Source organism: Microbacterium sp. EG9 (assembly GCF_059759475.1).
Genome location: NZ_CM186217.1, coordinates 126,893 through 145,873, shown reverse-complemented (window position 1 = coordinate 145,873; position 18,981 = coordinate 126,893). Strand labels below are relative to the sequence as shown.

The 18,981-nt window shown below is 72.6% G+C and carries 21 protein-coding genes; 13 read left to right on the top strand and 8 right to left on the bottom strand.

The window, feature by feature from the left end; translation table 11 throughout:
• Positions 1–77: 77 nt before the first annotated feature.
• The 12 genes from AC6CQV_RS00620 (at position 78) to AC6CQV_RS00565 (ending at position 10,952) form a co-directional block, all read left to right on the top strand.
• The gene (locus AC6CQV_RS00620) at positions 78–1,283 is read left to right on the top strand and encodes a thiolase family protein (RefSeq protein ID WP_498259984.1); all 1,206 of its coding nucleotides are present in this window, start codon (positions 78–80) and stop codon (positions 1,281–1,283) included.
• The gene (locus AC6CQV_RS00615) at positions 1,280–2,047 is read left to right on the top strand and encodes an enoyl-CoA hydratase/isomerase family protein (protein ID WP_498259983.1); all 768 of its coding nucleotides are present in this window, start codon (positions 1,280–1,282) and stop codon (positions 2,045–2,047) included. The genes AC6CQV_RS00620 and AC6CQV_RS00615 overlap by 4 nt, the downstream gene beginning before the upstream one ends.
• Positions 2,044–2,922: a 3-hydroxyacyl-CoA dehydrogenase family protein gene (locus tag AC6CQV_RS00610; protein WP_498259982.1), complete on the top strand. Its 879-nt coding sequence runs from the start codon at positions 2,044–2,046 to the stop codon at positions 2,920–2,922. Before AC6CQV_RS00615 ends, AC6CQV_RS00610 begins: the two co-directional genes overlap by 4 nt.
• Positions 2,919–4,979 (top strand): phenylacetic acid degradation bifunctional protein PaaZ, encoded by a 2,061-nt coding sequence (gene paaZ / locus AC6CQV_RS00605; RefSeq protein ID WP_191009126.1) that lies wholly within the window; start codon positions 2,919–2,921, stop codon positions 4,977–4,979. Before AC6CQV_RS00610 ends, paaZ begins: the two co-directional genes overlap by 4 nt.
• On the top strand, positions 4,976–5,428 hold the full coding sequence (paaI, locus tag AC6CQV_RS00600) for a hydroxyphenylacetyl-CoA thioesterase PaaI (protein ID WP_498259981.1): 453 nt from the start codon (positions 4,976–4,978) through the stop codon (positions 5,426–5,428). The genes paaZ and paaI overlap by 4 nt, the downstream gene beginning before the upstream one ends.
• A 28-nt stretch (positions 5,429–5,456) precedes the next feature.
• Positions 5,457–6,419: a 1,2-phenylacetyl-CoA epoxidase subunit PaaA gene (paaA, locus tag AC6CQV_RS00595; protein WP_101306947.1), complete on the top strand. Its 963-nt coding sequence runs from the start codon at positions 5,457–5,459 to the stop codon at positions 6,417–6,419.
• Positions 6,419–6,724: a 1,2-phenylacetyl-CoA epoxidase subunit PaaB gene (gene paaB / locus AC6CQV_RS00590; RefSeq protein WP_498259980.1), complete on the top strand. Its 306-nt coding sequence runs from the start codon at positions 6,419–6,421 to the stop codon at positions 6,722–6,724. Before paaA ends, paaB begins: the two co-directional genes overlap by 1 nt.
• Positions 6,721–7,554, top strand: a complete 834-nt coding sequence (gene paaC, locus AC6CQV_RS00585; RefSeq protein WP_060960605.1) for a 1,2-phenylacetyl-CoA epoxidase subunit PaaC — start codon at positions 6,721–6,723, stop codon at positions 7,552–7,554. Before paaB ends, paaC begins: the two co-directional genes overlap by 4 nt.
• Before the next feature lie 56 nt (positions 7,555–7,610).
• Positions 7,611–8,048 (top strand): 1,2-phenylacetyl-CoA epoxidase subunit PaaD, encoded by a 438-nt coding sequence (gene paaD, locus AC6CQV_RS00580; protein ID WP_375140960.1) that lies wholly within the window; start codon positions 7,611–7,613, stop codon positions 8,046–8,048.
• A complete protein-coding gene (gene paaE, locus AC6CQV_RS00575; protein WP_498259979.1) occupies positions 8,032–9,189 on the top strand; it encodes a 1,2-phenylacetyl-CoA epoxidase subunit PaaE in 1,158 nt (385 codons plus the stop codon). Before paaD ends, paaE begins: the two co-directional genes overlap by 17 nt.
• Before the next feature lie 9 nt (positions 9,190–9,198).
• Entirely contained in the window at positions 9,199–9,996 is a 798-nt protein-coding gene (locus AC6CQV_RS00570; protein WP_498259978.1) for an enoyl-CoA hydratase/isomerase family protein, read from the top strand.
• Between the two features lie 65 nt (positions 9,997–10,061).
• Positions 10,062–10,952, top strand: a complete 891-nt coding sequence (locus tag AC6CQV_RS00565) for an aldo/keto reductase (RefSeq protein WP_498259977.1) — start codon at positions 10,062–10,064, stop codon at positions 10,950–10,952.
• A 258-nt stretch (positions 10,953–11,210) separates the two neighbouring features.
• Here AC6CQV_RS00565 and AC6CQV_RS00560 read toward each other — a convergent pair whose 3' ends face one another.
• The 8 genes from AC6CQV_RS00560 to AC6CQV_RS00525 are packed head-to-tail and all read right to left on the bottom strand — an operon-like array spanning position 11,211 to position 17,842.
• Positions 11,211–12,506, bottom strand: coding sequence for a flavin-containing monooxygenase (locus AC6CQV_RS00560; protein WP_498259976.1), 1,296 nt, complete (start codon positions 12,504–12,506; stop codon positions 11,211–11,213).
• Positions 12,503–13,336 (bottom strand): aspartate/glutamate racemase family protein, encoded by an 834-nt coding sequence (locus tag AC6CQV_RS00555; RefSeq protein WP_061781954.1) that lies wholly within the window; start codon positions 13,334–13,336, stop codon positions 12,503–12,505. Before AC6CQV_RS00555 ends, AC6CQV_RS00560 begins: the two co-directional genes overlap by 4 nt.
• The gene (locus tag AC6CQV_RS00550) at positions 13,333–13,980 is read right to left on the bottom strand and encodes an amino acid ABC transporter permease (RefSeq protein WP_498259975.1); all 648 of its coding nucleotides are present in this window, start codon (positions 13,978–13,980) and stop codon (positions 13,333–13,335) included. Before AC6CQV_RS00550 ends, AC6CQV_RS00555 begins: the two co-directional genes overlap by 4 nt.
• Complete coding sequence (locus AC6CQV_RS00545) at positions 13,977–14,639, bottom strand: amino acid ABC transporter permease (protein ID WP_060960598.1); 663 nt, start codon at positions 14,637–14,639, stop codon at positions 13,977–13,979. Before AC6CQV_RS00545 ends, AC6CQV_RS00550 begins: the two co-directional genes overlap by 4 nt.
• Position 14,640: 1 nt before the next feature.
• Positions 14,641–15,426 (bottom strand): amino acid ABC transporter ATP-binding protein, encoded by a 786-nt coding sequence (locus tag AC6CQV_RS00540; RefSeq protein WP_269801237.1) that lies wholly within the window; start codon positions 15,424–15,426, stop codon positions 14,641–14,643.
• Positions 15,427–15,482: 56 nt separating this feature from the next.
• The gene (locus AC6CQV_RS00535) at positions 15,483–16,355 is read right to left on the bottom strand and encodes a substrate-binding periplasmic protein (RefSeq protein ID WP_060960597.1); all 873 of its coding nucleotides are present in this window, start codon (positions 16,353–16,355) and stop codon (positions 15,483–15,485) included.
• Between the two features lie 57 nt (positions 16,356–16,412).
• Complete coding sequence (locus AC6CQV_RS00530) at positions 16,413–17,126, bottom strand: SDR family NAD(P)-dependent oxidoreductase (RefSeq protein WP_492493295.1); 714 nt, start codon at positions 17,124–17,126, stop codon at positions 16,413–16,415.
• Entirely contained in the window at positions 17,123–17,842 is a 720-nt protein-coding gene (locus AC6CQV_RS00525; protein ID WP_498259974.1) for an SDR family NAD(P)-dependent oxidoreductase, read from the bottom strand. Before AC6CQV_RS00525 ends, AC6CQV_RS00530 begins: the two co-directional genes overlap by 4 nt.
• Positions 17,843–17,962: 120 nt before the next feature.
• On the opposite strand from AC6CQV_RS00525, the gene AC6CQV_RS00520 reads away from it, so the two are divergent.
• Positions 17,963–18,892: a LysR family transcriptional regulator gene (locus AC6CQV_RS00520; protein WP_060960594.1), complete on the top strand. Its 930-nt coding sequence runs from the start codon at positions 17,963–17,965 to the stop codon at positions 18,890–18,892.
• The last annotated feature ends 89 nt before the right edge of the window (positions 18,893–18,981 follow it).

Sequence of the window (18,981 nt, the reverse complement as noted above, 5' to 3'; positions counted from 1 at the left end):
TCATTATTACTGAACGATCATTCGGTAATCAACCCCGATGAGCGGATCCGCCGACGGGGGCGGACGAGAGGATGACGATGTCCGAGGCCTACCTGATCGGCGGCATCCGCACCCCCGTCGGCCGTCACGGCGGAGCCCTCGCCGACGTACGGCCCGACGACCTCGCCGCCCTCGTGGTGCGCGCCGCCGTGGACCGCGCCGGCATCGCGGCCGACGCGGTCGACGAGGTGGTGCTCGGGGCGGCGAACCAGGCGGGCGAAGACAACAGGAACGTCGCCCGCATGGCGGTGCTGCTCGCGGGGCTGCCCGACGAGATCCCGGGTCTGACGGTGAACCGGCTGTGCGCCTCCGGCATGTCGGCCATCGCGATCGCCGCCAACGCCGTCCGCGCCGGCGAGGCCGACGTGATCGTCGCCGGCGGCGTGGAGTCCATGACCCGCGCGCCCTGGGTGCAGGCCAAGCCGTCGCGGCCGTGGGCCGCGCCCGGCGAGACGTACGACACCTCGATCGGCTGGCGGTTCGTGAACCCCGCCCTCGCGCGGCGCGAGAAGGCCACCCTGTCGATGCCCGAGACGGCGGAGGAGGTGGCCCGGCTCGAGGGGATCACCCGCGCGGATGCCGACGCGTTCGCGCTCCGCAGCCACCGGCTCGCGATCGCGGCGATCGACGCGGGACGATTCCGCGACGAGATCGTGCCGGTGCCCACCCGCGGCGGCGCCGTCGACACCGACGAGGGACCGCGCCGGGACACCTCCGCGGAGGCGCTGGCGGCCCTGCGCCCGGTCGTGACCGGCGGCGCGGTGGTCACCGCGGGAAACTCCAGCGCGCTCAACGACGGTGCCGCCGCCATCGTGGTGGCCAGCGCCGACGCGGTCGCCCGTCACGGTCTGCGGCCGCGGGCGCGGATCGTGGCGCACGCGGCGGCGGCGCTGGCGCCCGAGATCATGGGCCTCGGGCCCGTCCCGGCATCCGAGAAGGCCCTCCGCCGGGCGGGCCTGGACGTGTCCGACATGGGAGCCGTCGAGCTCAACGAGGCCTTCGCCGCGCAGTCACTGGCCGTGATCCGCCGCCTCGGGCTGCGCCCGGAGTCGGTGAACGCGGACGGCGGCGCGATCGCCCTCGGACATCCGCTGGGATCGAGCGGCGCGCGCCTGGTCGTCACCCTGCTGGGACGGCTCGAGCGGGAGCGGTCCCGCTACGGGCTCGCCACGATGTGCGTCGGCGTCGGCCAGGGCACCGCGATGATCGTCGAGCGCGTCGCCGACGGGGCGAGCACCCGATGACCGAGCCGAGCGTGCGCATCGAGGAGCGCCCCGACCGGGTGGTGGCGATCCTCGACCGACCGGCGACGCTCAACGCGATCGACCAGGCGATGGTCGACGAGCTGCACACCCTGTGCGCCCTGCTCGAAGCGCAGCCGAAGACGCTCCTGCTCACCGGCGCGGGCGGCGTGTTCGCCTCGGGCGCCGACATCGCGCAGCTGCGCGAGCGCACCTCAGCCGATGCCCGCCGCGGCATCAACGCCACGCTGTTCCGCCGGATCCGCGCGCTGCCGATGCCCGTCGTCGCCGCGATCGACGGCTACGCGCTCGGCGGGGGCGCGGAGCTCGCCTACGCGGCCGACGTGCGCATCGCCACGCCGGGGGCACGGTTCGGCAACCCCGAGACGGGGCTCGGCATCATCGCCGCCGCCGGCGCGACCTGGCGCCTGCCCGAGATCGTGGGGCACGCACGCGCGAGCGACCTCCTGCTGACCGGTCGGATGATCGACGGCGAGACCGCCCTCGCGTGGGGACTCGTGAGCGCTCTGCATGAGCGGGCGGAACTGCTGGCGGCGGCGCACGCGATCGTCGACCGCATCGCCGCCAACGGCGCACGCGCGACACAGCTGACCAAACAGGCGCTCAGCGCGCCGATCGAGGCACACCCCGCGATCGAGCTCGAGCTGCAGGCGGAGCTGTTCGACAGCCCCGAGAAGGCGGCACGCATGACCGCGTTCCTCGAGCGGCGTCGCGACCGCGCCCACCGGACGGAGCCGCGCCGGTGAGCGCGCGGGATGCCGAGGCCACGGCCCCCGCCCGCGTGGGCGTGCTGGGCGGTGGACGGATGGGCGCCGGGATCGCGCACGCCTTCGTGCTGGCCGGCAGCCGGGTCGCCGTCGTCGAGCGGGACGAGGTGAGCGCGGAGGCCGCGCGCGGCCGCATCGGTCGGATGCTCGCGGAGTCGACGGCGCGCGGCTCCGCGACGGCGCCGCTGTCCGCGCTCGAGGCACGCGTGCGCGTCGGCCTCGACCCGGCCGCGTTCGACGGCGCCGACCTCGTGGTGGAGGCGGTGCCCGAAGACCGCGCCGTCAAGACTGCGGCGCTGGCGCGCATCGCCGCGGTCGTGGGCGCGGCATCCGCGATCGCATCGAACACGTCGTCGATCTCGATCGACGCGCTCGCGACCGCGGTGACGCGGCCGGAGCGTTTCCTGGGCCTGCACTTCTTCAACCCGGTGCCCGCGTCGTCGCTCGTCGAGGTCGTCGCGGGGACGGCGACGACACCGGGGCTCGTCGAGCGCGCCCGCGGCTGGACGCGCGCTCTCGGCAAGACGCCCGTGGTGGTGCGCGACAGTCCAGGCTTCGCCTCGAGCCGCCTCGGCGTCGCCCTGGGGCTGGAGGCCATCCGCATGCTCGAGGAGGGGGTGGCCGACGCCGCCGACATCGACGCGGCGATGGAGCTCGGCTACCGGCATCCGATGGGTCCGCTGCGCACGACCGACATCGTCGGCCTCGACGTGCGGCTCGGCATCGCCGAGGAGCTCGAGGCGGCATTCGGCCCGCGGTTCACGCCCCCGGCCCTGCTGCGGCGGCTGGTCGCCGAGGGCAACCTCGGCCGAAAGACCGGCCGCGGATTCTACGAATGGAGCGATGCCCGATGACCGAGATCCTGCCCAGCTACGTGCGCGACGGCTGGTGGTCGCCGACCGACGACAGCGAGACGGCGACGGTGCGCGATTCCTCGACGGGCGCCGAGGTGTGCCGCGTCGGCACGGTCGGCATCGACCTGGCCGGGGCCGTCGCCCACGCCCGCAGCGTCGGACAGCGCACGCTCGGTGCCCTGACCTTCCACCAGCGCGCCCTCCTGCTGAAGCAGTTCGCGATCGCGCTGACGGCGCGCAAGGACGAGCTGTACGCACTCTCGGCGCGCGCGGGCGCCACGGCGCGCGACGCGGCGGCCGACGTCGACGGCGGCATCGGCGTGCTGTTCACCTACGGCTCCAAGGGCCGCCGCGAGCTGCCGAATGCGCGGGTGGTGCTCGACGGCCCCGTCGAGACGCTGTCGGCGGACGGCTCGTTCCTCGGCCGGCACGTGCTCACGCGCCTGCCCGGGGTCGCCGTGCAGATCAACGCGTTCAACTTCCCCGTGTGGGGCGCCCTGGAGAAGTTCGCCCCCGCGTTCCTCGCCGGCATGCCGACGATCGTGAAGCCCGCGACGCCGACCGCCTACCTCGCGGAGGCGTGGGTGCGCATCCTCGTCGCATCCGGGCTCGTCCCCGACGGCACGCTGCAGCTGGTGAGCGGGCCGGTCCCCGGGCTGTTCGACCTGCTCGAGCTGGGCGACACCGTGAGCTTCACGGGCAGCGCCTCGACGGCCTCGCGCCTGCGCGCGCAGGTGCGGCCGGGCGTGCGGTTCACGAGCGAGACCGACTCGATCAACGCCTCCGTGCTGGGGCCGGATGCCGCGCCCGGCACCCCCGAGTTCGACGCGTTCGTCCGCCAGCTCCTGGTCGAGCTCACGACCAAGGCCGGCCAGAAGTGCACGGCGATCCGCCGCGCGATCGTGCCGGCCGGCCGGGAGGACGCGCTCATCGACGCGCTGGCCGCGCGGATCGCCGAGCGCGTCGTCGTCGGCGACCCCCGCGGTCCGGGCGTGACCATGGGACCGCTCGTCTCGCGCGACCAGCGCGACGAGGTGCTGCGCCAGGTCGCGGCGCTGCGCGAGGCCGGCGGGCGCCTGGTCCTCGGCGACGTCGACGAGCCCGCGGTCGTGCACGCCGACGGGACCGTCGCCCCCGCCGCCGAGGGGGCGTTCGTCGCACCGATCGTGCTCGCGTTCGACGCCGCGGATGCCGGGGCCGCGGTGCACGAGGTGGAGGCGTTCGGACCGGTCACGAGCGTGATCGGCTACCGCGACCTCGACGAGGCGGGCGCGCTCGTCGCCCGCGGCGGCGGCTCTCTCGTCACGAGCGTCGCGACGCATGATCCCGCGGTCGCGGCCGCGCTGCTGACGCGCATCGCCGACGTCAACGGGCGCGTGCTCTTCCTCGACCGCGACGACGCCCGCACATCCACGGGTCACGGGGCCCCCGTGCCGCATCTGGTGCACGGCGGGCCGGGTCGCGCCGGCGGAGGCGAGGAGCTCGGCGGCATCCGCGCCCTGCACCACTACCTGCAGCGCACGGCGGTGCAGGGCTCGCCGCGGATGCTGACCGCCGTGACGGGCGTGTGGCACGCCGGCGCCGAGGTCGACGTCTCGGACGTCCACCCGTTCCGCAAACCCCTCTCGCGGCTGCGCATCGGCGACCGGATCGCCTCGCCCTCGCGCGAGGTGACCCTCGACGACATCGAGGCGTTCGCGCACCTGACCGGAGACACCTTCTACGCCCACATGGACGAGGAGGCGGCCGCGGCGAACCCGTTCTTCCCGGGCCGGGTCGCCCACGGCTACCTGCTGGTGTCGTGGGCGGCCGGCCTGTTCGTCGATCCCGACCCGGGCCCCGTGCTCGCCAACTACGGGCTGGACGACCTGCGCCTGCTCACGCCGGTCTCGCCCGGCGACCGCATCCGCGTGACCCTCACGGCGAAGCAGATCACGCCGCGCGAGACCGACGACTACGGCGAGGTGCGCTGGGATGCGGTCATCCACAACCAGCGCGATGAGGTCGTCGCCGCCTACGACGTGCTGACGCTCGTGGCGAAGGAGTGGGCGGCGTGAGCGGCGCCGAGGAGATGATGCGCCGCGACGCGGCCTCCGCGATGCTCGGGATGATGGTCGAGCGCTCCGCTCCCGGCGACGCCGTCGTGTCGATGAGCGTCCGCCCCGACATGCTCAACGGCCATGCGATCACGCACGGGGGGATCGTGTTCGCCCTCGCCGACACCGCCTTCGCCATCGCGTGCAACGAGGACGAGCGGGTGACCGTGGCCGGGGGTGCGGACATCACGTTCCTGCACCCCACGACGGCGGGGCAGACGCTGACGGCGCACGCGGTGCGACGGGCACGGACGGGCCGCACGGGGCTCTACGACGTCCGGGTGGTCGATGAGACCGGCACCACCGTCGCCGAGATGCGCGGCCGTTCGGTGACGACGCGGCGCCACCCGGCCGGCGACCCCGCGGACGGGGGCGATCTTGACTTACTGAACGATCGGTCTGTAAAGTGACACCATCGTCCAGCCGAAGGAGTCGACGATGACGGCACCGACCGAGGATGAGCTCCACGGCGAGTTCGATGCGCTCATCGCGGCCGATCAGCGCATCGAACCACGCGATTGGATGCCGGAGGCCTACCGCAGGACCCTCATCCGGCAGATCTCGCAGCACGCGCACTCCGAGATCATCGGCATGCAGCCCGAAGGGGCCTGGATCACGCGAGCCCCGAGCCTGAAGCGCAAGGCGATCCTGATGGCGAAGGTGCAGGACGAGGCCGGGCACGGGCTCTACCTCTACTCGGCGGCTCAGACGCTCGGCATCACGCGCGACGAGATGACCCGGCAGCTCATCGACGGGCGCGCGAAGTACTCCTCGATCTTCAACTACCCCGCGCCGTCGTGGGCCGACATGGGCGCGATCGGGTGGCTCGTCGACGGTGCCGCGATCTGCAACCAGGTGCCGCTGTGCCGCGCGTCGTACGGACCGTACGGCCGCGCGATGGTGCGCATCTGCAAGGAGGAGTCGTTCCATCAGCGCCAGGGGTTCGAGATCCTCCTGAGCCTCATGCAGGGCACGCCCGCGCAGCGCGCGATGGCGCAGGAGAGCGTCGACCGCTGGTACTGGCCGGCGCTGATGATGTTCGGACCACCCGACGACGCCTCCCCCAACTCCGCGCAGTCGATGGCGTGGAAGATCAAGCGGTTCAGCAACGACGAGCTGCGCCAACGCTTCGTCGGGATGCTCGTCCCACAGGCCGCGGCGCTGGGGGTGACCCTTCCCGACCCCGCCCTGCGCTTCGACGAGGAGCAGGGGCGCTGGATCATGAGCGAGATCGACTGGACCGAGTTCCACGAGGTGCTCGCGGGGCGCGGCCCCCTCAACGCCGAGCGCATCCGCAACCGGCGCGACGCGCACGAGGAGGGTGCGTGGGTGCGCGAAGCGGCCGCGGCCTACGCGGCCAAGAAGGCGGCGCGGACCGCCGCGACGGGCAGGGCCGCCTGATGCCGACGCCGGGCGGTTCCCCCGACGAGACGTGGCCGCTGTGGGAGGTCTTCGTCCGCGCGGGCCGCGGCCTGAGCCACGTGCATGTCGGGTCGCTGCACGCGCCCGACGCCGAGCTGGCGGTGCGCAACGCCCGCGACCTGTACACGCGACGGGGCGAGGGCGTGTCGATCTGGGTGGTCCCCTCGGATGCCGTCACCACGAGCGATCCGGGAGCGAAGGGCGCCTTCTTCGAGTCCCCGGCGGGCAAGAACTACCGCCACGCCGCCTACTACACGGCATCCGAGGGGGTGCCGCACCTGTGACCCCCACATCCGACGACGGCCCGCACGGCACGGTCGAGGTCGACCGCGCCGCGCTCGACGAGGAGTTGCGGGGCACTCGCCGCCGCGCCGCGACGGCCGACGTCGCAGAGTACGCGCTGCGACTGGGCGACGACGCGCTCGTGCTGGCCCAGCAGCTCTCGCGCTGGATCGCGCACGCCCCGGAGCTGGAGGAAGACGTCGCGCTGGCCAACATCGCACTCGACCTCCTGGGCCACGCGCGCTCGCTGCTGCGCTTCGCCGGCTCGTACGACGGCAGGTCGGAGGACGACCTCGCCTACTTCCGGGGTGAGCCCGAGTTCCGCAGCGCGTGGCTGTTCGAGCAGGACAACGGCGACTTCGCCCGCACGATCGCCCGCCAGCTGATCGCCTCGGTCTACCTGTTCGAGCTCTACACCGACCTGCAGGCGTCCGAGGAGCCGGCGCTGGCCGAGATCGCGGCCAAGGCCGTCAAAGAGGTGGACTACCACCGCGATCACGCCGCGCAGTGGACGCTCCGCCTCGCCGGCGGAACCGACACGTCGCGCCGCCGCCTGCTCCGCGGACTGACCGACGTGTGGCCCTACGTCGACGAGCTGTTCCGCGACGACGCGCTCATCGACCGCCTCGGCGGCATCGCCGTGCGTCCGTCGTCTCTGCGGGAACGCTTCGACGACGTGGTCGCGGGCGTGCTCGCCGAGGAGGAGATGAGCGTCCCCGGGGTTCCCCCCGCCGCCGGGGGCGGGCGCGACGGACGGCACTTCCCCACGCTGGGGTTCGTGCTGGCCGAGATGCAGGTGCTCGCCCGACAGCATCCGGGGGCGACGTGGTGACCGCGGCGGCGGTCGAGACGGCGCGCGCCGCGGTCGCCGCCGTCTGCGACCCGGAGATGCCCGTGCTCACCATCGACGACCTCGGCGTGCTCCGGGACGTCCGCGTCGACGAACGCGGGGTCGTCGTGACGATCACGCCCACCTACTCGGGCTGTCCGGCGATGGACGCGATCCGCGACGACATCGTGCGGGCGCTCGCGCACGCGGGATTCGACCGGGTGAGCGTCGAGACCGTGCTGTCGCCCGCGTGGACGACCGACTGGATGAGCGATGCCGCGCGGCGCAAGCTCGTCGCCGCCGGCATCGCACCGCCCTCCGGACGGGCCTCCCTCGCGCGGTCGGGCGGCCCCGTCCGCGTGCGCCTCGCGGTGCGCTGCCCGCGCTGCGGCTCCCTCGACACGCAGGAGGTGTCGCGGTTCGGTGCGACCTCGTGCACGGCGCTGTTCACCTGCCGCGCCTGCCGGGAACCCTTCGACCATGTCAAGGCGCTCTGAGGGGGATCCGACCGTGCGCACCGACACCGCCGCGCCCACCCGCCGCCGCGCCCGCTTCCACCGTCTGCGGGTGGCGGACGTGCGCGCGCTGACGGCGGATGCCGTGGAGGTCACGTTCGCGGTGCCCGACGAGCTCGCCGACGCGTTCGACTACGCCCCCGGGCAGTACGTGGCGCTGCGCACCGTGATCGACGGCGTCGAGGTGCGGCGCTCGTACTCGATCTGCCGGCCGCCGGTGCGCGGCGCCATCGCCGTGGGCATCAAGCGCGATCCCGGTGGGCGCTTCTCGACGTGGGCGCACACGGCGCTGCGGCCGGGCGACGAGATCGACGTGATGAGCCCGCAGGGCACGTTCGTGTCGGCGCGGGCCGATGCCGCCGCCGGCCACGTGGTCGGCATCGCGGCGGGCTCCGGGATCACACCGATCATGTCCCTCGCGGCATCCGTGCTGAGCGCCTCGACGACGTCGCGGTTCACGCTCGTGTACACCAACCGCTCGTCGACGGACGTGATGTTCGTCGACGAGCTGGCCGACCTCAAGGACCGCTATCCCGCGCGCATCGCCGTGCACCACGTGCTCTCGCGCGAACAGCGCGCCGCCCCGGTGCTGTCCGGACGCATCGACGAGGAGCGGCTGCGGCTCATCCTCACCGCGCTCATCCGCCCCGAGACGGTCGACGAGTGGTTCCTCTGCGGCCCGTTCGCGCTCGTGCAGCTCTGCCGTGACGTGCTCGCCGATCTGGGCGTCGACGCGGATCGCGTGCGCTTCGAGCTCTTCACGACCGGGGAGGCCCCGGCGCCCGCCACGGCACCCGGCACGGCGGGCGGACGGCCGCGCGCTGCGCGGCCCGACGAGCGGGTGCACCGCATCGACCTCACGCTGGACGGCACCTCGACGCGCGTCGACAGCCCGGTCGACGCGCACGAGAGCATCCTGACGGCCGCGCTGCGGGTGCGCCCCGACGTGCCCTTCGCGTGCGCGGGCGGGGTCTGCGGCACCTGCCGTGCACGCCTCGTCTCGGGTTCCGTGCAGATGAGCGAGAACTATGCGCTGGAGCCCGAGGAGATCGAGCGCGGCTACGTGCTCACCTGCCAGTCCCACCCGACGACCGCGCGCGTCGTCGTCGACTACGACGTGTGAGGGGAAGCCGTGATCGAGTACGCGTTCGAGCGCATCGAGACGGATGCCGGAGGCACCGCCGATCTGGCGACGATCACCCTCCGCAACGCGGCGGTCCGCAACGCCGTCGACGAGGAGGCGCTGCGCGCCCTCGACGCCGCGTACCGGAGGGCGGAGGCGGACGGCGCCCGCGCCGTGCTGCTGCAGGGCGAGGGCCGAGCCTTCTGCGCGGGGCGGGACATCTCCCGCGTCGATCCGCGCACCGACGACGTGCCGGGCTACCTCGACGGCCTGCTGGCGCCCCTGCTGCGACGGATCGCGGGCTTCCCGGCGCCCACCTTCGCGGCGGCCCAGGGCGCCTGCCTCGGCGTAGGCCTCGGCCTGCTGATCGCCACGGACGTCGTGTACGTGGCCGACGACGCCAAGATCGGGTCGCCCTTCGGCGCGCTCGGTGCGGCGCTGGACTCGGGGGGCCACGCGTTCCTCTTCGAACGGATGGGGGCGCACCGCACCCTCGACCTCGTCTACACCGGCCGCCTCCTCAGCGGCGCCGAGGCGGTCGCGGGCGGTCTCTTCTCGCGGTCGATGCCTCTGGACGAGCTGACCGCTCGCACCCGCGAGGCGGCGATCGCCGCGGCATCCGGCCCCACCGCCGCCTTCGTCGCGAGCAAGCGGCTCCTGTGGCGGCTGCGCACCGAGCGGCTCGGCTTCTGGGATGCGCTCGACGCCGAGAGCAGCGTGCAGGCGACCCTGTCGACGACCGAGGACTACCGCGAGGGCTTCGCCGCGTTCCAGCAGCGGCGCGCACCCGTGTTCCGCGGACGGTGAGCCGGTGTCGGCGACGTGCGGCAGAGTGTGAAGCGCACGTCTTCGGACCCCACCGGAAGGACCCCATGCAGCAGCGCACGATCGGACCGTTCACCGTCTCCGCCATCGGGCTGGGCGCCATGCCCGTCTCGATGAACAACGACAACGTCCTGCCCGACCGGGGCGACGCCGTGGCGACGGTGCACGCGGCGCTGGATGCCGGGGTCACCTTCATCGACACGGCCGACATCTACGCGCCGTCCTGGGATCAGATGGGCCACAACGAGCGCATCGTCCGCGATGCGCTCGCCTCGTGGGACGGCGACACGAGCGGCATCCTCGTCGGCACGAAGGGCGGCATCACGCGCACGGCCGAGAAGGACTTCGGCCGCGACGGCTCGCTCGCCTACCTGCGCTCGGCGGTGCAGCGCTCCCTGGACAACCTCGGGGTCGAGGTCATCGACCTCTACCAGTACCACCGCCCCGACCGCTGGATGGTCTACGGCGAGATCATGCAGAACCTGAAGGCACTGCAGGACGAGGGACTCGTCCGCACGATCGGCATCTCCAACGCGAGCGTCGAGGAGATCGCGATCGCCCGGGAGGTTCTCGGCGAGGGCAACCTGACCAGCGTGCAGAACGAGTTCTCGCCGCGGCATCCGGGCAGCTTCGACGAGCTGCGGTACTGCGACGCGCACGGCATCGCCTTCCTGCCGTGGAGCCCGCTCGGCGGCACCGGCGGGGGCGGGCGTTCGGTGGGCGAGCGGTTCGGCGTCTTCCGGGAGATCGGCGAGGCGCACGGCGTCAGTCCTCAGCAGGTGGTGCTCGCATGGGAGCTGTCGCTGAGCCCCGTCGTGGTCCCGATTCCGGGGGCGCGACGCGCGGCATCCATCGTCGACTCGGCGCGCGCAGCCGACCTCATGCTCGATGCGGACGAGCTCGCACGCTGCTCCGCCGCGGTGGGACTCGAGCTCTGACACCGCGTTTCGACTCGCTGCGCTCGCTCAACGACCGGGGGCGAGCGGCACAGCCCGCCCCCGGTCGTTGATCGAGCGGCGCAGCCCACCCGGTCGTTGAGCGAGCGGCGCAGCCGCGAGTCGAAACGCCCTCACCCGGCACCGCCGCACCCCCGGTCGTTGAGCGAGCGGCGCAGCCGCGAGTCGAAACGCCCTCACCCGGCGCAGCCCACCCCCCCGGTCGTTGAGCGAGCGGCGCAGCCGCGAGTCGAAACGCCCTCACCCGGCGGCGCTGAGCTCCTCCTGCCGCGACAAGGCGAACGCCTCGAGCAGCCGCTCGGTGTCGGCCAGCTGCGCGAGCCAGGTGACGCGCACGATGTCGATCCGGTCGTCGGGCTCCTGCAGCCGGGAGAGGTACTCCGCGATGGGCGCGAAGCCGCCGGGCGCGGTCTCGTGCAGCTGCAGCATCCGGAGGGCGATCTTCGTCTGCTCGCCGTAGATCGGCAGCTGCGGACCCCGCGGCGCCGTCAGCCCGATGAAGTACAGCTTCTCGAGCCCCGCGGGCACGATACCCCCCGCGAACCGCAGCGGCACCGACGAGCGGCGCTCGATCAGCGCCTCGTCCAGGAACGGCAGGGAGACGTGGAAGCCCGTCGCCCAGAGGATGGTGTCGTACTCCCCCGCGGTGCCGTCGGCGAAGTGCACCGTCGTGCCCTCGATGCGGTCGATGCCGGGACGGATGTGCACCCGGCCGTGCTGCACCCAGTACAGCAGCAGGTCGTTGACGACCGCGCGCCCCTCGGCGAGGGTCGCGGCGGCGGGCGCCGGCATGCCCGGGTAGTCCTTCGCCTCGCCGATCGAGACCTTGGCGAGCATGCGGGCGATGAAGTCCTGCTCCTCGGGCGAGAACTGCCCCATCCACGGGATCTCCTGGCGGGGCACGCCGAAGTACGACTTCGGCTGGAAGAACATCCCCTCGCGCATCACGATGTCGACCTCGAAGCGGTGCTGCGCCGCGTCGACGGCGAGGTCGCAGCCCGAGTTGCCCGCGCCGACGACCAGTACCCGGCGCCCCGTGATGTCGGACGTGTTGCGGTACGAGCCGGAGTGCACCTGGGTGCCGGTGAAGTCACGACCGACCGCCGGGACCTTCTGATCCCACAGGTGACCGTTGGCGACGAACACGCCGTCGTAGTCGCGGGACTCCCCGGTCGACAGGGTGAGGGTCCAGCCGGCCGACCCGACGGGCCCCTCCGTCGCGCGCGGCACGACCGCGACGACCTCGACGCCGAAGACGACCTTCTCGAACAGGCCGTGCTCATGCGCGTACGCGGCGAGGTAGTCGCGCACCTGGTCGCGCCGCGGGAAGTGCGGGTACTCCGCCGGCATGGGGAAGCCCTCGAAGCCGGTCATGTCGCGCGAGGTGATGAGGTGCAGGGCGTCGTAGTCGGTGTTCCAGTGGCCGCCGACCCGGTCGGACTTCTCGAAGCAGTCGACCTGGTAGCCGGCACGGGTGAGCTGGACGACGGCGGACATGCCGGCCGCGCCGGCTCCGATCACGCAGTAGCGGGTCATGCGGGGGTTCCTTCCTGGGAGGTGGATGCCGCGGCGTCGGGGACCAGCCGCCGGGACGTGTGGAGCAGCGCCGCGCGTCGGGCGCCGGCCGCGGACGGGTAGCCGCGATCGGTGGGACGGATGCCGGCGTCGGCGAGGTGGCAGAGCTGCAGGACGTGTTCGAGCGCGAGCCGGTTCGGGTCGATCACCGGCACGTCGGCCGCGGTGCTGACGGCGCGGTAGCCGTGCGCGTCGAAGATCGCCCCGAGGTAACCGCATCCGACGACGACCGCATCGGCGCCCTCGTCGACGGCGACCCGGGCGGACGCGTCGAAGCGCTCGATGAGGTCGGTCGGATCGTCGACGGCGCGCAGCACGTCGAGGTGCGTGGACTCGGGCCGGTAGGCCCGCACGGGCGGCGCGGCGAAGACTCCCGCACCTCCCAGCCCGCGGATCTCGTCCGCGAAGACCGGGACGAGGCTGTCGGCGACGGTGACGACCGCGGCGCGGCGGGCGAGCGAGCCCATCGCGCGCACGCTCGCCTCGGCCAGGCCGGTGACGGGGACCGTGACGGCGGCGCGGACGACCGCGGTCGGCGCGCCCCAGCATCCGATGACGAACGCGTCCGCGTCGCCCGCCTCTTCCAGCGTGGCCGCGCGGGCGAGCAGGACGGCGTCGCTGAGCAGACGGTTGGCGGGGGTGCGGATGCCGCCGGCGTCGGCGCCCGCGTGGACGAGGCGCGTGCGCACCCGCCCCGCGGCGAGCCGTGCGATCCGCTCGCCGAGGAAGTCCCACAGCCCGCCCAGGGCCGGATCGCCCACGGTGGCCTCGAGCCAGACGACGGATCTCATGCGTACCCCCGGTTGAGCCGGCGCTCGACCCAGACCGACAGCCAGGTCGCCGGGACGGCGATGGCCGCGTAGATCAGCCCGGTCAGCGCGTAGACCCACAGGTACTGGAACGTGATCGTGCTGACCTGGTACGCCTGGCTCATCAGCTCGTTGACCGAGATGGAGTACGCCAGCGAGGTGCCCTGGAACGACATGATCGCCAGGCCCATGAGGGCCGGGATCGAGGCGCGCACCCCCTGCGGCAGCACGACGCGCACGAACGTGGTCGTCCGCGACAGTCCGAGGGCCGCCGACGCCTCGCGCTGACCGGTCGGCACCGACTGGATGCCGGAGCGGATCATCTCGGACGAGTACGCCGCGGCCGTGAAGGTGAGACCGATCACCGCGGCCCAGAAGTTCTCGAACAGCACGCCGAGGGCGGGAAGGCCGAAGTAGACGATGTAGAGCACGACGAGTGCGGGGATGCCGCGGCCGACCTCCACGAGCACGAGGCACGGCCAGCGCACCCAGCCGCGCTGAGCGGACACCCCGAGGGCGAACAGCAGCCCGATGAGGTAGCCGAGCACGACGGAGAGGGCGGTCAGCTGCAGGCTGACGACGAGCCCCTGTCCGAGCCGGGGCAGGTAGACGGCGAGGTCGATCATGCGACGGCCTCCTTGCGCAGGCGGGTGTCGAGCCGGCGTGCGGTGACGGCGATCGGGATCGACACGACGAGGTACACGGCGGCGGCGAGGAAGAAGGGGACGATGCCGGCGACGGCCGGGTTCTGCCGGGCGAACATCGTGGCCTGGAAGACCATGTCGGCGACGCCGATCGTCGAGGCGATGGACGAGTCCTTGAGCAGCGACAGCAGGAAGGTCGCCATCGACGGCAGGGCGGTGCGGAACGCCTGGGGCGCCAGCACGCGGACGAAGGTCGTGACGCGTCCGAGTCCGAGGGCGGCGGCCGCCTCACCCTGGCCGCGGGCCACGGTGGCGAACGCGCCGCGGTAGATCTCGGCGAGGTAGGCGCTGGAGATGAGGCCGAGCCCCGTGACCGCCGCGGACAGCGAGTCGAAGCGGATCGTGCCCACCTGCACGCCGAAGTAGATGAGGAACAGCCACACGATCGGGGGCACGCCGCGCACGATGTCCACGACCAGTCGCAGCGCGAGTCGCAGCGGCAGGATGCGCGAGCGCAGGCCGAGCATGAGGGGGATGCCGAGCACGACCCCCACCGCGTAGGCGAGCGCCGTCACCAGCAGGGTCATGGGGAGGCCGGCGAGGACGAGGAGCATCGCCGCCGAGATGTCGACGCCGCCCATGTCAGCGCTCCAGCACGGCGCTGAGGAAGCGCCGTGTGCGCTCTTCGCGGGGGTCGGCCATCACCTCGTGCGGCACGCCCTCCTCGATGATGCGTCCGTCGGCCATGACCACCAGGTGGTCGCCGACGTCGCGGGCGAACTGCATCTCGTGGGTGACGACGATCATCGTCATGCCCGACTCGGCGAGCTCGCGCATGACGGCCAGCACCTCGACGCCGACCTCGGGGTCCAGCGCGCTGGTCGGCTCGTCGAACAGCATCGCGCGCGGGTTCAGCGCCAGCGCGCGCACGATCGCGATGCGCTGCTGCTGACCGCCGGAGCACCGACCCGGATGCTGGTGCGCCTTGTCCTTGAGGCCGACGCGGTCCAGCAGCGTGAGCGCGCGCTGCTCCGCTTCCTCGCGGGAGCGGCCGAGGATGCGCTCCTGCGGGAAGGCGACGTTGCGCAGCACGCTCATGTGGGGGAACAGGTTGAAGGACTGGAACACCATGCCCACCTGGCGCCGCAGGGCGAGCAGGTCGCGGTCGGGGACGCGACGGCCCGCGGTGATCGTCTGCGAGCCGACGGTGATGGTGCCGGCATCCGGGGTCTCGAGGAGGTTGACGCACCGCAGCAGGGTGCTCTTGCCGGAGCCCGACGGCCCGATCAGGGCGGTGACGCTGCCCGGGCTGACCGACATGGAGATGTCGTCGAGCACGAGGTGGTCGCCGAAGCTCTTCGACAGGTTCTCGATCGTCACTCCGGCGATCGCGAGCTCGTTGGCCTGCGTGATGAGGGGTCGGGACACGGCGGTTCCTAACGTTCGAGGTGGTGGGGGCGCCCGGCGCCCCCACCACGGCCGGCTCAGCGGATGGAGGTCGCCGCTTTGTCGGCGGGGACGATGAGGGAGTCGGGCAGGTCGTAGCTCGCGTTGAGCTCGGCGAGGGTGCCGTCGGCGCGGAAGCCGTCGATCAGCTCGCTGAACGCGTCGGCGAGCGCCGTGTTGTTCTTGTCGATGGGGAACGCGATCATCGGCTGCTCGGTGGTGATGGCCACGCGGTCGTCCTCCTGGGCCGGCTTCACGACGAAGCCCGTGTCCTTGTAGGCGACGGTCGCGACGGCGTACCCGTCGAGGGCCGCCTGGATCCGACCGTTGAGGAGGTCCTGCTTCATCTCGGCGGTGCCCGGGTAGGTCTTGAACTTGTCGCCGAGGATGCCGGACATGTCGGCCTCCCACGAGAAGCCCGCGCCGGAGCCGACCGCGCCGACGCTCTCCAGGCCCGTGACGGTGTCGATGCCGTCCTTGGAGATGATGCCCATGGAGTCGTAGAAGGTGGGGCTGGTGAAGCCGACCTTCTCGGCGCGGGCCGCCGTGACATACCAGCCGCCCGTGATCATGTCGGTCTTCTTCTGCTCGCTGATCATCGGGATGCCGTTGGCGTAGGTGATCGGCACGAACGCCAGGGCGAGGCACTCGGCCTCGGCGAGCTTGCGCACGACGTCGATCTCGAGGCCGGACGCGTCGGAGCCCTTGGTCTGCGTGTAGGGCAGGTTCTCCGGCACGCCCACTGTGAGGGTGCCCGGCGTGAAGGTCGTCAGCCCTTCGTGTGCGGGGGTGCAGTCGGAGGCGACGGTGGACGCGGGGGCGGCGGAGCCGGCGCAGCCGGTGAGCAGCACGGCGACGGAGGCGATGGACACGAGCGCGGTGGCGGCGCGGGCGCGGGTGGTGCGGGACATGGCTTCCTGCTTTCTGGGTAGTGCTCGAGTGGGTTTTCGGGTGTGGATTCGGGTGGGTCAGACGGCCGTCAGGCCGCCGTCGATCGTCAGGACGGATCCGGTGACGAAAGAGGAGGAGTCGGAGATGAGGTAGCGCACGAGCGGGGAGATCTCGTCGGGGCGCGCGCGTCGGCCGAGGGGTGCACCGGAGGAGCTGCCCCCGGCGGGCTCGTCGTCGTTCATCGGGGTGTCGACGCCGCCCGGGCAGATCGCGTTGACGCGCACCAGCGGCGCGTACTCCACCGCGGCGACACGCGTCAGCGCGAGCACGGCGGCCTTCGACGCCGAGTAGGCGGCGTAGCCCGCGGTCCCCACCAGCGCCGCCGTCGACGACACGTTCACGATGGACCCGCCGGTGTGCATGAGCGGGGCGAGGGCGCGGATGCCGAGGAATGCGCCGAGCGCGTTGACCCGGTCGTGCAAGAGCCAGGTGGCCGCGTCGGTGTCGGCGATCGCCCCGTGCCGGAGGATGCCCGCGTTGTTGACGAGGCCGACCAGCGGGTCTCCCGTCTCGGCGAGCTGCGCGGCGAGCACGGCCCACCCTCCCTCATCGGCGACGTCGAGGGAGAAGTAGCGCGCGTCGGCGCCGCGGTCGCGCAGGGTCGCGGCGACGGCACGACCGGCGTCGTCCATCCGGTCGGCCAGCACCAGCGCGTGGCCGGCCTCGGCCAGGGCGGCGGCGTGTGCCGCTCCCTGACCGCGCGCCGCGCCGGTGATGACCACGGTGCTCATCGCATCACGTCCGCACCCGACAGGACGATGGTCTCGCCGTCGAGGAACGCGCCGTACTCGGGCTGGGAGACGAGCCACACCCACGCCGCGATCTCCTCGGGCGTCGCGACGCGGCCGAGGGGGATCGACGCGGCGGCCGCCTCCATCCGGCCGGTCGCCGCGTTGCCGGGCGTCGCGACCCAGCCGGGTGCGATGCCGTTGACGCGGATGCCGTCGGGGGCGAGCTCGAGGGCGAGCGCCTTGGTCAGCATGACGACCGCCGCCTTCGAGGCGCCGTACAGGAGCTGACCGGGTGACACCGTGAACGCGTCGACCGACGCGAAGTTCACGACGGACGCGCCGCGCGACAGGCGGGGGCGTGCGGCGGCGATCACGTTCAGCACGCCCAGGACGTTGATGTCGAAGATGCGCCGGTAGGTGGCCTCGTCGTAGCTCGCGAGCGTCGTCGGCGGGTAGACGCCGGCGATGTTGGCGACCACGTCGATACCGCGGCCGGGGGCGAGTACGGCGTCGACGGCGGCGGCCACGGCATCCCGCGACCGTACGTCGGCGACGATCCGCAGCAGGTCGCCGTCGACGGCGGCGGATTCCGCCGGCCAGGCGACATCCAGCGCGACCACCGTGTACCCGCGCTCGCGGAAGAGCTCGACGGTGCTCTGTCCCATTCCGCTGGCGGCCCCGGTGATGAGTGCAACCGGGCGTGTGGGGGTCTGCATGCGGGGATCTCCTCGGATAGTCGGGCCGTGTAAAACCCAGTGGACCACTGGCCGCCCACCAAGGACAATCCTCAAACCGTTATAGTCGCCATAGGACAAACCTCTACAAAGCGAGCGCCCATGGCCACCCCGACCGTACGACAGCTGCAGTACTTCCTCACCGCGGCGCGGCTCGGCACGTTCTCCGCGGCGGCCGCCGAACACCACATCGCGCAGCCGAGCCTGTCGGAGCAGATCTCGGTCCTCGAGGCCAACCTGGGGCTGCGGCTGTTCACCCGCACGACGCGGCGGCTCCTGCTCACCGACGTGGGCAAGCAGCTGGTCCCCCTCGCCGAGAAGACGCTCGCCGACGTCGACGAGATCGCCGACTTCGGGCGCCGAGTGGGTTCGCTCGAGGAGGGCACGGTGCTGTTCGGCACCTTCAACAGCGCCCACCTGTACCTTCTGACCGACCTGATCCGCGAGTTCCATTCGCGGCATCCGGCCGTGAAGGTCAAGGTCACCGGCTTGAACTCGTCCGAGGTCGCCGAGTCGGTGCGCAACGGCGACCTGGAGGCCGGGATCGTCCAGCTGCCGATCGACGACCGACAGCTGCGTCTGATCCCCGGCATCTTCGTGGACCACGTCGTGTACGTCTCGCGCAACCCCGAGCACACCCGCGCCCCGATCGACATCCGGACGCTCTCGACCCGGCCGCTGATCCTGTCCGAGGCGCGGTGGTCGCTCGACGATCCGCTGCGCGTGTCGCTGCTGGAGCGCGCGCAGGCCGCGGGCGTACGGCTCGACCCGATCATCGAGGTCGAGTTCCAGACGCACGCGCTGGAGCTCGCGGCGCAGGGCGTCGGGGACTCGCTCGTGTCGTACCACGTCGGCCGCTCGGTGATCGCCGAGCGTGGGCTCTACATGACGCCGCTGTCACCCGCCGTCGAGGAGCACTACGCGTTCGTGACCCGCCGCGCCGGCTCCATCTCGCCCGCGACGGCCGCGTTCATGGCGCTCGCCCGCCAGATCCTCGCCGGCCTGCAGGCGCCTCCGCCGACGGCGGGCTGACCCGGGCGTACGTCGTTTCGACTCGCTGCGCTCGCTCAACGCCCGGCCCGCCCCCGGTCGTTGAGCGAGCGGCGCCGCCGCGAGTCGAA